Source organism: Clostridium sp. CM038 (genome assembly GCF_055081105.1).
On the sequence record NZ_CM143651.1, the window covers coordinates 1,260,043 to 1,273,467 of the forward strand.

Annotated in this window: 12 protein-coding genes and 1 CRISPR repeat array; of the genes, 8 read left to right on the top strand and 4 right to left on the bottom strand. The window is 30.7% G+C overall.

The window, feature by feature from the left end; translation table 11 throughout:
• Positions 1-6: 6 nt before the first annotated feature.
• From cas2 to ACWJKS_RS05685, 3 genes are all read left to right on the top strand, one after another.
• Positions 7-285 carry a CRISPR-associated endonuclease Cas2 gene (gene cas2 / locus ACWJKS_RS05675; protein ID WP_462960673.1) on the top strand — a complete coding sequence of 93 codons (279 nt, stop codon included), beginning with the start codon at positions 7-9 and terminating at the stop codon, positions 283-285.
• 189 nt (positions 286-474) lie between these two features.
• Positions 475-2,220: a CRISPR direct-repeat array (repeat unit 30 nt; unit sequence ATTTTAATCTATCCATATTGGAATGTAGAT).
• A gap of 579 nt (positions 2,221-2,799) precedes the next feature.
• Positions 2,800-4,539 (top strand): phage lytic cycle repressor MrpR family protein, encoded by a 1,740-nt coding sequence (locus ACWJKS_RS05680; RefSeq protein ID WP_462960674.1) that lies wholly within the window; start codon positions 2,800-2,802, stop codon positions 4,537-4,539.
• Between the two features lie 827 nt (positions 4,540-5,366).
• A complete protein-coding gene (locus ACWJKS_RS05685; protein WP_462960675.1) occupies positions 5,367-5,627 on the top strand; it encodes a hypothetical protein in 261 nt (86 codons plus the stop codon).
• Here the strand turns inward: ACWJKS_RS05685 and ACWJKS_RS05690 are convergent.
• The 3 genes from ACWJKS_RS05690 to ACWJKS_RS05700 form a co-directional block, all read right to left on the bottom strand.
• The gene (locus tag ACWJKS_RS05690; protein ID WP_165414136.1) at positions 5,613-6,269 is read right to left on the bottom strand and encodes a hypothetical protein; all 657 of its coding nucleotides are present in this window, start codon (positions 6,267-6,269) and stop codon (positions 5,613-5,615) included. The genes ACWJKS_RS05685 and ACWJKS_RS05690 overlap by 15 nt on opposite strands.
• A gap of 320 nt (positions 6,270-6,589) precedes the next feature.
• The gene (locus tag ACWJKS_RS05695) at positions 6,590-8,083 is read right to left on the bottom strand and encodes a hypothetical protein (protein ID WP_462960347.1); all 1,494 of its coding nucleotides are present in this window, start codon (positions 8,081-8,083) and stop codon (positions 6,590-6,592) included.
• Positions 8,084-8,406: 323 nt separating this feature from the next.
• Positions 8,407-9,900, bottom strand: coding sequence for a hypothetical protein (locus ACWJKS_RS05700; protein WP_462959674.1), 1,494 nt, complete (start codon positions 9,898-9,900; stop codon positions 8,407-8,409).
• A 181-nt stretch (positions 9,901-10,081) separates the two neighbouring features.
• On the opposite strand from ACWJKS_RS05700, the gene ACWJKS_RS05705 reads away from it, so the two are divergent.
• Both ACWJKS_RS05705 and ACWJKS_RS05710 read left to right on the top strand, forming a co-directional pair.
• Entirely contained in the window at positions 10,082-10,306 is a 225-nt protein-coding gene (locus ACWJKS_RS05705) for a DUF1659 domain-containing protein (RefSeq protein WP_165413850.1), read from the top strand.
• A gap of 60 nt (positions 10,307-10,366) precedes the next feature.
• The gene (locus tag ACWJKS_RS05710; RefSeq protein WP_165414702.1) at positions 10,367-10,603 is read left to right on the top strand and encodes a DUF2922 domain-containing protein; all 237 of its coding nucleotides are present in this window, start codon (positions 10,367-10,369) and stop codon (positions 10,601-10,603) included.
• A gap of 81 nt (positions 10,604-10,684) precedes the next feature.
• Here ACWJKS_RS05710 and ACWJKS_RS05715 read toward each other — a convergent pair whose 3' ends face one another.
• Positions 10,685-10,900, bottom strand: coding sequence for an Rrf2 family transcriptional regulator (locus ACWJKS_RS05715; RefSeq protein ID WP_462961052.1), 216 nt, complete (start codon positions 10,898-10,900; stop codon positions 10,685-10,687).
• A 70-nt stretch (positions 10,901-10,970) separates the two neighbouring features.
• On the opposite strand from ACWJKS_RS05715, the gene ACWJKS_RS05720 reads away from it, so the two are divergent.
• From ACWJKS_RS05720 to ACWJKS_RS05730, 3 genes are all read left to right on the top strand, one after another.
• On the top strand, positions 10,971-11,123 hold the full coding sequence (locus ACWJKS_RS05720) for an AAA family ATPase (RefSeq protein ID WP_462960676.1): 153 nt from the start codon (positions 10,971-10,973) through the stop codon (positions 11,121-11,123).
• Entirely contained in the window at positions 11,098-11,688 is a 591-nt protein-coding gene (locus ACWJKS_RS05725; protein WP_462960677.1) for a CatB-related O-acetyltransferase, read from the top strand. The genes ACWJKS_RS05720 and ACWJKS_RS05725 overlap by 26 nt, the downstream gene beginning before the upstream one ends.
• 424 nt (positions 11,689-12,112) lie before the next feature.
• Positions 12,113-13,369 (top strand): DNA polymerase Y family protein, encoded by a 1,257-nt coding sequence (locus ACWJKS_RS05730; protein ID WP_462961053.1) that lies wholly within the window; start codon positions 12,113-12,115, stop codon positions 13,367-13,369.
• The last annotated feature ends 56 nt before the right edge of the window (positions 13,370-13,425 follow it).

Genomic DNA, 13,425 nt, shown 5'->3' on the forward strand with positions numbered 1-13,425 from the left:
AATACAATGTATGTTGTCTTGGTATATGACATAAGTGGAGAGGAAAATGGACAAAAGGTATTGGGCAAAGTTTTTAAAATATGTAAAAAATATTTAACCCATATCCAAAATTCTGTATTTGAAGGTGAGATTACAGAAGGACAAAGAGCAAAATTAAATGCAGAATTAAATAAATTTATTAGGAAGAAATTAGATTCTGTGATAATATTTAAAAGTAGAAACGAAAGATGGCTTGATAAGGAATTTTGGGGTAAAAATGATGATGCATTATCTAACTTTTATTAATACTAATGAACTGTCGATGTGACATAATGTGAAAGCACCGGGAGTACGACAAACCGTTGTGCGTTAAGGTTTTACGGTATCAAAATATTAAGTTTATGGTATTATTAACTTAATAATATATATAATAAAAAGACATCGACAAAAACTATGGTTGAAACGTCCACTAATAGGGACTTAAAGGGCAAACGTATTTTAATCTATCCATATTGGAATGTAGATTGTGTTAGAGCATGTTTTACATTCTTCTTGCTTTTCATTTTAATCTATCCATATTGGAATGTAGATTCAATCCCATTAGTGTTATAAGTAAGAGCATTAAGTATTTTAATCTATCCATATTGGAATGTAGATTGGAGTTATCTTTATTGATAATATAATTATTACTTATTTTAATCTATCCATATTGGAATGTAGATACGAAACACCTTCGCCAATAGAGAGCGAAAATCCAAGATTTTAATCTATCCATATTGGAATGTAGATCCTTTAAAAACATCAAGTATTGCATTTCCGCCATTATTTTAATCTATCCATATTGGAATGTAGATTTTAAAATCATTGGTATTAATGCAAAAATCGAAATCATTTTAATCTATCCATATTGGAATGTAGATTTTGAATTATATGAATGGGAGGTATTTTTATTTACACATTTTAATCTATCCATATTGGAATGTAGATTACTTTAACAGCTACTTTAATAGCAATAAATGTTATATTTTAATCTATCCATATTGGAATGTAGATAGACACCCAAGATAACAGGGAAAGGTCAAATATATTTATTTTAATCTATCCATATTGGAATGTAGATTGTGCCGTTTAAATGTTTTAGCAATACACCATTGTAATTTTAATCTATCCATATTGGAATGTAGATGGGAATATGGGATGAACCTTTAACATTTACAATAACATTTTAATCTATCCATATTGGAATGTAGATACACCATAAAGACGGTAGAGATAGTATGAAATCAGATTTTAATCTATCCATATTGGAATGTAGATTTGGTAGTTGTAGAAGATACTATGTTACCTGCTACAGATTTTAATCTATCCATATTGGAATGTAGATTTATGAGTGCAACTGATTATTTTAAGTCTGTAGAAGATTTTAATCTATCCATATTGGAATGTAGATCAGGAAAGGAATTGCAGGAGTTAAGAAGTAAACTTGATTTTAATCTATCCATATTGGAATATAGATGTTAACACCCTTAATTATAGTCTTTTGATATTTGTCATTTTAATCTATCCATATTGGAATGTAGATGCACACCTACTGTAATAGCTTATTGTGTACGTAGTTATTTTAATCTATCCATATTGGAATGTAGATCTATCTCTTTAGAATCATTTGTAAAGGTTATTTCATTTTAATCTATCCATATTGGAATGTAGATATTTCTAAGGAAAGCACATTTACAACAACCGTAGCAATTTTAATCTATCCATATTGGAATGTAGATACGAACAAGAAGAGTTTAAAAGGATGATGGAAGATAATTTTAATCTATCCATATTGGAATGTAGATTGCCCCATAGTGACTAACCATCCATTTTTATCAAAACATTTTAATCTATCCATATTGGAATGTAGATAAAGAAATTAAAAGGCTTCAAAGGTGGGTGAATAGTAATTTTAATCTATCCATATTGGAATGTAGATAAAAGCAAAGCGACGTCGGATGCGCTTATAAGAGATGATTTTAATCTATCCATATTGGAATGTAGATAATTAAATTCAACTTTACCGTTTCTACTTTTCATGGTGATTTTAATCTATCCATATTGGAATGTAGATACAAATGAGTTGCTTGAAGTCGATGCAAATCTACTAATTTTAATCTATCCATATTGGAATATTTATCAGCCAAGTTAATGATTATATGGCCATGTGGGATTTTAATCTATCCATATTGGAATTTATTTTTTAGTTTGATTCTGTCGATAGACAGATCTGAGAGCCATAATCTAGAGATAAAATCATAATGAGCACCAAGTGATGGGACATTATTTTCAGTGCAGCCAATACAGGTTGCAAGTAACTCACAGGCATGAAGCTTTTTAACCCAGTTGGTAATGCTTGTTTCCTTTTGAAAAAGCATTAAAGAAAATGAACGAAATATTTCAGGTTGAAGGGTCGCAGGTCTACCGGTATTAGAATAATAAGGTTTTAATATCTCTCTAAGAATATCTAAGTCTAAGCAATGCAACTTAGAGATAGAAGTTTCAAGTTCTATAATTTTTTTAGGAAAAACTTTGTAGAAACATGAGAGAGTTGAAATAATAAATTGCTGATAATCAGCATGAGAGCTCCAATTTTTAAGCATAAAATAATCCTCCTTTTAAAACATGTCTTTAAGAGGAGGAATTCAAAATTTTACAAACTTGTCAAGTGTTTTATGCAAAAAAATGGGGGAATTAATAAAAATTAATGATACTAAAAATGAGTAATCATGGGCTCTGAAGAGTTTCCGTGAGAGCTCTATATATAGGAGGGTGTTAAATATGTTTAACTCAATAGAAGAATTAGGAATTTTCAAGGATAATAAAATAAGATTTTTAAATGAAGTACATTGTAATAGCTCAAAAAATACCAAACAAAAAAATTATGATATATTAAAAAAAATAGTTGTTTTTGAAAATAAATATAAAAAAAGTTTTATAGAGTTTTCTAATGATGAAATAGCCAGTATGATTGAAACAATAGCTCGTCATTCACTCTCTAAACGAAGTTGTGATAATGTCGTAGGTGTATTAAGAAACTATGAAAGATGGGCTAAAAAAGTAGGATTACATCCGACAAATGTCCTTTATATGGATTCCATATCAGTGACTAAAGATGTAGTTAAATTTATAGATAAAAAGGAGTTATCGAATAAATTTATTACTAAAAAAGAACTGTTCGATATAAAGCAAATAATTGAAGAAAATAGTGATGTTGAAATAATGCCACAAGATTTTCTAACAATGATTCTGCCGTTTTATGGAATATACGGTAGAGAGTGTTCAGAAATGACTAATTTAAAAATGAAAGATGTAGATAGAGATAAAAACAAAATAACTGTGAAAGATAGTCAGGGGAAAGAAAGGGTCGTAAAAGTAGATGAAAAATTAATAGACTTGATTATAAAAGCATATGAACAAAAGGAATACCCCAAAAGAGATAATTGGATACACACATTTATTAAAACTGAGTATGTTTTTAAATCTACAAAAAACATAAATGAAAAATTATCAGTCAACGGACTTCGTACACGCTTCACGAAAGTTCTTGATTATTACAATGAATTTAAAAAGGATGAAGGCATAAGCCGACTAACAATGAAATCTGTCACTGCTAGCGCAAAGTATGCAAAATTGAAAAAATTAGAATTTGAAAATGGAAAATTACTTGATAAAGATTTTAAGCAAATAGAAATTGAATTTGGAGATAAGCCAAGTAATTACTTTAATCTTAAAGATGATTACAAGTACGTTATGTCTGAGTATATAGAGGAAACATGTGCTACGGAAACAGAAACGGAAACGGAAAAGGAAAAAACTTGGTTAGTTATTTTTAATGATAATAATCTTAATGAAAATCATTTTACTTTAGATTTTAAAAATTCTATTCAAAACTTAAAGTATATAAATAATGGTGATAAAGTTGTATATTATATTTTAAAAGAAAACACAGTAAAAGGAATTTACGAAGTTTATGATAAAGCTATTAACGATACTAAATTGAAGTTAAAACCTGTTTTAGAATTGAAAATAGGTCTAAAAAAAGAAAGTAAATACTTGTTGAAAATAATATATGCTGAGGGTCATAAAGATGATGAAGTATTTAGAAGTAGTTCTATTGCAGAAATCGTTTATTTCACTAATTTAGAAACTGAAATTTATGAATCTTTCATAGATAGCAAATATAATAAAAGAAGAGAATTGCTTGTTAACCTAGTAATAAGAGATATGAAAATTATCTATGAATTAAAAAAACTTTATGATAATAGGTGTCAAGTTGAAGGGTGTAACTTCATATTTACGAAGAAAGGTGGAGATGAATATTCTGAGGGACATCATTTAATACCATTATCACAAAATGGTGGACAACAAAAGGATAATGTAGTTATATTATGTGCTAATCATCATAGGGTATTTCATTATGCTGATGTTGAAATTTGCGAACTTATTGATAATAAAAGAGAAATAACTATAAATGGGAAACAGAATTACATAGTATACAAAAATACCAATGCAAATTAACTCATTAGCATACTAACATACCTTTTCGGGGGGGGGATGGGCAAAAAACACCTTTATAAGAATTATCAATGTGTAGTGGACTAGGAGAAAGATAAATTAAAGCTATAGAACTCACAATTAAATAAGAATATATCTAAACTAAAAGAACATGACCAATTATTTAAGGACACCATGAAAGCTTTATCAATACTATAATTGTACTTTAACTAACTTGTTTTGCGCAAAAAAATAAGAGCTTTATAATTTAGTGATTAAACTCTAGCTATATCAACGCTTTACACTGATGTTATGTACTTTTCCGAGTTAGAACTATTGTATATTAATTCTAACTCGGAATATTCAAATATAAATGCTTAATTGTAAATAATTGGCTTAACGTTGTAAGTTTACGCTTTGCGAGCACTACCCCTACATTACCTTATCGGGGGGATAGGCAAAAACACCCAATATAGCATTAGCGAAATAGTGAACATGTCTGGAATTAGTCAGGCAACACTATATAGGTATATCAGGAAGCAAGACTTATAATTTCTTAGGCAACAGGAAATATATGTATTTCCTGTTGCCGTTTTGGTTCCATTGCTACACAGACCCCTATTTAAAGCATTTTATTTACTATTTTAGGCTGATGTGGTAAAATAATCTCGAAAAGTTCCTACACTCAACATTATAGGGCTCCCGCCAATATTTCTCTTAATCACACCAACAGAAAAAAATAACTTTAAATCAAGTAACATCAATACTTCTACAACTATGATATATAACATTTTTAATCTTAAAACAAATAACCCTATAAAATTGTGTGTGTAAAGTATAACAAAACAACAATGGTAAAAAAAATATTTTCATCTTTTGATAATGCATATTTATCAAAAATTACTAAAGATAAAAAAGGAAATTATGATGCTGAGCTTCATAAAATAGTATGTAAAAATAAAAGTAACCAAGAAATATCGGCAAATGATATAGAAGATATAATCATTTTAGAAAATTGGAATATTTTAGTTTCGGGCATTTTAGAAAGACAAAATAGAGTTATGCATGATATGGGTAGAAGAAAAAGCTATGACCAGTTAATACTGGCATAGCTTTTCTTCTTTTATTATTTTTCCACAGTTTAAATCTATTAGAATTATATAAAGATTGGCTCTTAAGGACTTCGGAGGATTACTAATGAAAAGGTCAAATTCATTTTTACTCCCAACGGCTATAGATATTTTTGTATCTGATGTAAGTTCAATAGAAGCTATTTGGCCATAAATATTATAAATTGTTTTGGAGGTAACAAAAGGTTTAATTTGAATAAACCATTTAGAATACTCCCAGTTAGTTATTTCAAGCATTAAATCAGCAGGACCGTTTATGGTTTTATTTAAACTCCACTCAAAATCACGAGTATATAGATCAGATAGAATAACTTGAAAAAATTTCTTTTCACTTTCTATGATTTGCATTCGTTTATTATCTGTAGAGATTTCCTCTGTTTTATCATCTATGTGCCCAGCAGCTAACATTAATTCACTATATGTAACTCCATTGTAGGCACCACCAGCTAATTTATTAATTGTATCTGGGGCGGGAGGCGATTTTACTAGCTTTCGAAGTAGCCGTGAGATGTGAGCTGCACTTACATCAATTGTATTTGCATATTGATTAATTGAACGATCACCTTTAGCTTTTTCTAATAATATAGCAAATGTAACTAGATCAAAATTGCTGTAGTCAACCATATAATCACCCCTTTTTATGAATATTATACCATTTTCTATTGTTTGTAGTCAATAAAATATAGAGAATAAATATAATTACATTTAAAAGAGTATTGCGAATATTTAACAGATATGATATATTGTTTACAGATAATGCAATTAACTACAAACAATGTAATTAGAGTAGTCACGGAAACTAATATGTAAAACTTGAGTTTGTATAAAGTTATATAGAACTATAAATTTTATGTTAAGAGAGCAGTTAGTGATAAAAATAGGTATAGCAAACAAGCCTGCACGATGCAGGAATTTTCAGTAAAAAATATTCAATTGTTAAATAGCTACACTAATAAATTTAAAATACTAAAACCAGAAACTTTAAGTCTTGCATCTAGATGAATATTAATTCCAGCAATCATAGTCATAAATGAATAACGTTTTTTACCGTATATTCGTAAAGAATGAATTCTATAATCATTTAGAATACGATTGTTTATACGTTCTGAGCAGGTTCTAGTTTTATAAATAGTTTTCCATTGTTTTGAACCGCGAGGCAAAGGAGTAAACAACCGCAAATCCCATGATGGTTTAGTGTAGATTACTCGCCCATACGGTGAAGGTGAGCATTGTTCGCAGCAAGAGCAACTGTCAACCTTTTTTAAAACTAAAGGGCAACGCCATTTAAGGCGTGAACGACTTTTTTCATAACCGTTATAGACCATCTCATGGGCACCAATACAGATAGGAAATCCTTTTTCATTAATATCTAGAGCAGCTGGATATTTTGAATTTCCTTTGTTTTTGGAGTTCAGATCAATAAAGGGATTAATGTTCCATTTGGAACATAATTCATATGTAGCATAGTTATCGTTAGCTGAGTCAAGAACATAATTTGTTATATTGAATTGCGGTAACAGTTTTCTAAATTCAGCTAATGCGACTATTCCAGTGACACTGTCGTGTCTGCTTGCTTCTACAAATCGTAGATAAATAGGTAAATCGATCTTGTATTTCTTGTTATAGGAAGATAAAGCATAGAGCGTGTAGCCGTAAAACCAACGATTTTCATGACTGTCCCAACCCCAAGTAGCATTTATGTCAGAAAGTCTACGAGGGCATTTGCAATCGTAAATTCCATTTTGACGGCAGTCACAAACTTTAGAACCATAGTAGGAAGATTTACAGTGAACGCAAGTACCATCACCCGCAACTGTGAGTTTATCTTTTTCTATTAAGTTAAGATTAAAAGATGGCTCTACAGCAACTAATGAGAATATTTTTTGAAGCAGCCTTTCGGCTCTTAGTGAAAATGAGCGACCAGCTTCAAAAAAATCTGAAATTCTTTTAACAACACCTGTTTTTTTATTAGGAAGCTTTTTATTTTTCCCGGGTTCTTTGATTTTAGAGGGTTTCTTCTTATACGAATATGTATTTTTTAGTTTGATTCTGTCGATAGACAGATCTGAGAGCCATAATCTAGAGATAAAATCATAATGAGCACCAAGTGATGGGACATTATTTTCAGTGCAGCCAATACAGGTTGCAAGTAACTCACAGGCATGAAGCTTTTTAACCCAGTTGGTAATGCTTGTTTCCTTTTGAAAAAGCATTAAAGAAAATGAACGAAATATTTCAGGTTGAAGGGTCGCAGGTCTACCGGTATTAGAATAATAAGGTTTTAATATCTCTCTAAGAATATCTAAGTCTAAGCAATGCAACTTAGAGATAGAAGTTTCAAGTTCTATAATTTTTTTAGGAAAAACTTTGTAGAAACATGAGAGAGTTGAAATAATAAATTGCTGATAATCAGCATGAGAGCTCCAATTTTTAAGCATAAAATAATCCTCCTTTTAAAACATGTCTTTAAGAGGAGGAATTCAAAATTTTACAAACTTGTCAAGTGTTTTATGCAAAAAAAATGGGGGAATTAATAAAAATTAATGATACTAAAAATGAGTAATCACGGGCTCTGAAGAGTTTCCGTGAGAGCTCAACAAGAGTAGTCACGGAAACTAATATGTAAAACTTAATTATGTATAGAGTCATTATAGTGCTATAAATTTTATGTTCAGAGAGCAGTTAGGAATAAAAATAGGTATAGCAAACAAGCCTACACGATGCAGGAATTTTCAGAAAAAAGTACTTAATTGTCAAACAGCTACTCTAATAAATTTAAAATACTAAAACCTGAAACTTTAAGTCTTGCATCTAGATGAATATTAATTCCAGCAATCATAGTCATAAATGAATAACGTTTTTTACCATGTATTCGTAAAGTATGAATTTTATAATCATTTAGAATACGATTGTTTATACGTTCTGAGCAGGTTCTAGTTTTATAAATAGTTTTCCATTGTTTTGAGCCGCGAGGCACAGGAGTAAACAACCGCAAATCCCATGATGGTTTAGTGTAGATTACTCGCCCATAAGGTGAAGGTGAGCACTGTTCACAGCAAGAGCAACTAGCAACCTTTTTTAAAACTAAAGGGCAACGCCATTTAAGGCGTGAACGACTTTTTTCATAACCGTTATAGACCATTTCATGGCCACCAATACAGATAGGAAATCCTTTTTCATTAATATCTAGAGTAACTGGATATTTTGAATTTCCTTTGTTTTTGGAGTTCAGATCAATAAAGGGATTAATGTTCCATTTAGAACATAATTCATATGTAGGGTAGTTATCATTAGCTGAGTCAAGAACATAATTTGATATAGTGAACTGCGGTAACAGTTCTCTAAATTCAGCTAATGCTACTATTCCAGTGACACTGTCGTGTCTGCTTGCCTCTACAAATCGTAGATAAATAGGTAGATCTATCTTATATTTTTTATTATAGACAGATAAAGCATAGAGAGTGTAGCCATAAAACCAACGATTTTCATGGCTGTCCCAACCCCAATTAGCATTTATGTCAGAAAGTCTACGAGGGCATTTGCAATCGTAAATTCCATTTTCACGGCAGTCACAAACTTTAGAACCATAGTAAGAAGACTTACAGTGAACACAAGTACCATCGCCGCCAACTGTAAGGTTATCTTTTTCTATTAAGTTAAGATTAAAAGAGGGTTCTACAGCAACTAATGAGAATATTTTTTGAAGCAGCCTTTCGGCTCTTAGGGAAAATGAGCGACCAGCTTCAAAAAAATCTGAAATTCTCTTAACAACACCAGTTTTTTTATTAGGAAGCTTTTTATTTTTCCCGGGTGCCTTAATTTTAGAGGGTTTCTTCTTATACGAATATATTTTTTTTAGGTTTACCCTGTCGGTAGACAGATTTGAAAGCCATAATCTAGAGATAAAATCATAATGAGCACCAAGTGATGGGACATTATTTTTAGTGCAGCCTATACAGGTTGCAAGTAACTCACAGGCATGAATCTTTTTAACCCAGTTGGTAATGCTTGTTTCCTTTTGAAAAAGCATTAAAGAAAATGAACGAAATATCTCAGGTTGAAGAGTTGCAGGTCTACCAATATTAGAATAATAAGGTTTTAATATCTCTCTAAGAATATCTAAGTCTAAGCAATACAACTTAGAGATAGAAGGTTCAAGTTCTATAATTTTTTTAGGAAAAGCTTTGTAGAAACATGAGAGATTTAAAATAATAAATTGCTGATAATCAGCATGAGAGCTCCAATTTTTAAGCATAAAATAATCCTCCTATTAAAACATGTCTTTAAGAGGAGGACCGCAAAATTTTACAGGCTTGTCAAGTGTTTTATGCAAAAAAAGTGGGGGAATCAACAAAAATTAATGATACTAAAAATGAGTAATCACAGGAGCTAAGGAGTTTCCGTGAAAGCTCAACAAAATAAAGGGGGCAATCAATATGGCAGTTGTATCTACAAAAGTAGCAAGTGCGCTAAAACTCACTATGAAAGTAGGCGTGGACATCGACGGTAATGATAAATTTGCAACAAAGACACTAGGTAATTTAAAAGTTACTGCAGTGGATGAGGACATTTTTGCAATAGGAAAAGCTATATCTAACATTAAAACTTATCCATTATTTACACTAGACAGACAAGATCAATTTAGCTTAGTTATGGAATAGGTTTTCAGCTTAAAACTTAGAGTTAAATTAAGTTAAATAATTAAAAGGAGGAAAAGACATATGCATAAATTAGTTATGAGATTTTTAACATCTATAGAAGGTAAATATTTCACTTTAAGCGTAGATGATATTAAAGCTGATGAAGAGGGAGTGCCAACTATAACAGACATTGAGGTGAATGCTCTTATGGATTTAGTTATTGCAAAGAACATTTTTGCATCAGCGAATGGTAGCTTAACTGGCAAGAAAGATGCTAAAGTAGTTACTACTGATACTAATGAAGTTGATGTAGCTTAGAGAAAAGTGTTAAATGCCGTATGGATAGCATAAAAATATGCAATCTATACGGCATTTTAATTACAGTAAAATCATTCTGAATTATTTAATTTTCTTATTGATATCACCTACAATATCAAGCATAGTAACCTTTCTTAGAACATTTTCCATTGCTTCTTGTGCACTGAACAAAGTGACTTCAATAACGGATTGAATGTTTGCACCTATGGGACAATTGGGATTTGGAGTTGGATGAATTTGAAACAAACCACCATCGTCCACTATCTCTACCGCTTTGTATACTTCTAATAAAGTTATCTATTCAATATGATTAGATATTAATGGACTGTCTTCTGGCGAAAAACAACTATTTTTAAGAGGATTATCTTTGAAATTCTTAGAGGTTAATAATTCAATCATATTAATAGATGAACCTGAAATATCGCTACATCCAGAGTGGCAGCAAAAAATAATAAAGGTTTATGAGAATATAGGAACTAACAATCAGTTAATAATTGCAACTCCAGACTATATATCTTAAAAGTGTAATTACAAGAGATAATATAGAAGTTGGAGATTATACAATATATAATGACTTTTATAATGACCCAAGAGATTTTGAAAAAAATAATGTGCTATATCAGTATCCTATAAACAATGATAAATTAATAATTGGGAAGTTTTGTTCAATTGCATGTAAAGCAAAGTTTCTCATGACCAGTGGAAATCACACAATGAAATCACTATCTACTTATACATTTCCTATTTTCAAAGAAGAATGGGATGAAGCATTAAAACCAAAAGATGCTTGGGATAACGAAGGTGATATTGTAATTGGAAATGATGTATGGATAGGATATGACGCTATAATTATGTCAGGTGTGAAAATTGGTGATGGTGCAATTATTGGAACCAGAGCAGTAGTTACTAACGATGTTTCACCTTATACTATTGTTGGGGGCGTACCAGCAAAAGTTATAAAGAAAAGGTTTAGTGATAATGTAATTTTAAAGTTGCTGAAAATTAAGTGGTGGGATTGGTCATACGAAAAAATTCAAGCAAATATTAAGTACATTCAATCAGGAGATATTAATAAATTAGTTTAAGGTTTAGCGACGCATTGTTCATATAATCCGAATGAAGCAGATGAAAAAATAATAGATGAAGCAATAGAAGAATTCAAAAGAAAATAGCCATTATTTAAGTGAATTAAAAAGACTTACAGAAAATATGGAAGAACATGCATTAAAAGCATAAGCTCAGTTAATTAAATATATATGGAAATAGTAAAGAACTGGTGTAATTTAGCTGGTTCTTTTTGATTTTTTGATGAATAGGTACCTGATCCTTGGGAATAGTTACTAATAGAATTCCCATCATAGTGAAATAATCTATGTGAAATACATATATTACAAAAAAAATATGCGAATTTGCTTCTAAAAAGTAAGCAAGTAGTATATAATAAGTATAACGAACTGATGTTCTAATATGAGTAAATTAAGATTAATAAAAAGGAAGATGATTTATGCTATGAGTAAATTGATATTTCATATTGACGTAAATAGTGCCTATCTATCATGGGAAGCTGCATATAGACTTCAACAAGGGGAAGAGTTAGATCTTAGAACGGTACCATCTGTAGTAGGCGGAGATGAAGAAAGCAGGCATGGAATTGTTTTAACTAAATCAATGCCTGCTAAAAAATTTGATATTCACACAGGAGAGACTTTATATAGTGCAAGGGCTAAGTGTCCCGGAATAATAATTGTACCTCCAAGATATTCATTATATATGAAGTGTAGCGAGGCTATGCATCAAATATTTTTAGAATACACTCCAAGTATTCAGCGTTTTTCAGTTGATGAAAGTTTTTTGGACTTTTCTAATATGGAACATTTATATCCTGACTATTTGAAACTCGCTGAAACTATAAAAGAGAGGATAAAGAATGAGCTTGGGTTTACAGTGAATATAGGGATATCAAATAATAAATTGCTTGCAAAGGTAGCTTCGGATTTTAAGAAGCCAGATAGAATTCACACACTTTTCCCAAATGAAATAAAACATAAGATGTGGCCATTACCTGTTGAAGATTTATTTATGGTAGGTAGAGCCACAGCGCCTAAATTGCACAATTTAAATATTAATACTATTGGAGAATTAGCAAATTATAATTTGGATATTTTAAAGAATAAATTAAAGAGTCATGGTCAAGTTATTTGGAATTACGCCAATGGCATCGAATTTTCAGAAGTCCGCAAGAGCAATTATATTAAAATGAAGGGTATAGGTAATTCTACAACAATAGCTTTTGATGTGGAAGATAAAGACACGGCTCATAAGGTGTTACTATCCTTGTGTGAAACAGTTTCCATGCGTTTAAGAGATTCACACAATTGTTGTACTGTGATAAGTATAAGCGTCAGGGGGAGCGACTTAATATTTTATTCTCGTCAAAAGAAAGTAGCTGTAGCAACTGACTCTACTCGCAAAATATATGAAATAGCATGCTATTTATTTGATAATGTTTGGAAAGGTAATCCAATAAGGCAATTGGGGATACATATCACAGACTTTTGTAGTAATGAGTTTTATCAGTGTTCTTTGCTAGATAGTTTTGATTATGAAAAAGATAAAAAGATAAATGATACCGTTGATAAAATAAGATTAAAATATGGGCCAAAAGCTGTAGTTAGGTCTTGTTTTCTTCATTCAGGGCTAAATAGTATGTGTGGTGGAATGGCAGATGGTGAGGAAGATTATCCATTAATGAGCGCAATGCTTTAAGGATGTTTATAATAAATGAAGGTTTTAGCATTACCTATAGAAATGGTATATCTAAT

What these genes read in the sequence shown, in the direction of transcription:
- cas2 (WP_462960673.1), top strand. Translation starts at nt 7, where the DNA reads ATGTATGTTGTCTTGGTATATGACATAAGTGGAGAGGAAAATGGACAA.
- ACWJKS_RS05680 (WP_462960674.1), top strand. Translation starts at nt 2,800, where the DNA reads ATGTTTAACTCAATAGAAGAATTAGGAATTTTCAAGGATAATAAAATA.
- ACWJKS_RS05685 (WP_462960675.1), top strand. Translation starts at nt 5,367, where the DNA reads ATGGTAAAAAAAATATTTTCATCTTTTGATAATGCATATTTATCAAAA.
- ACWJKS_RS05690 (WP_165414136.1), bottom strand. Translation starts at nt 6,269, where the DNA reads ATGGTTGACTACAGCAATTTTGATCTAGTTACATTTGCTATATTATTA.
- ACWJKS_RS05695 (WP_462960347.1), bottom strand. Translation starts at nt 8,083, where the DNA reads ATGCTTAAAAATTGGAGCTCTCATGCTGATTATCAGCAATTTATTATT.
- ACWJKS_RS05700 (WP_462959674.1), bottom strand. Translation starts at nt 9,900, where the DNA reads ATGCTTAAAAATTGGAGCTCTCATGCTGATTATCAGCAATTTATTATT.
- ACWJKS_RS05705 (WP_165413850.1), top strand. Translation starts at nt 10,082, where the DNA reads ATGGCAGTTGTATCTACAAAAGTAGCAAGTGCGCTAAAACTCACTATG.
- ACWJKS_RS05710 (WP_165414702.1), top strand. Translation starts at nt 10,367, where the DNA reads ATGCATAAATTAGTTATGAGATTTTTAACATCTATAGAAGGTAAATAT.
- ACWJKS_RS05730 (WP_462961053.1), top strand. Translation starts at nt 12,113, where the DNA reads ATGAGTAAATTGATATTTCATATTGACGTAAATAGTGCCTATCTATCA.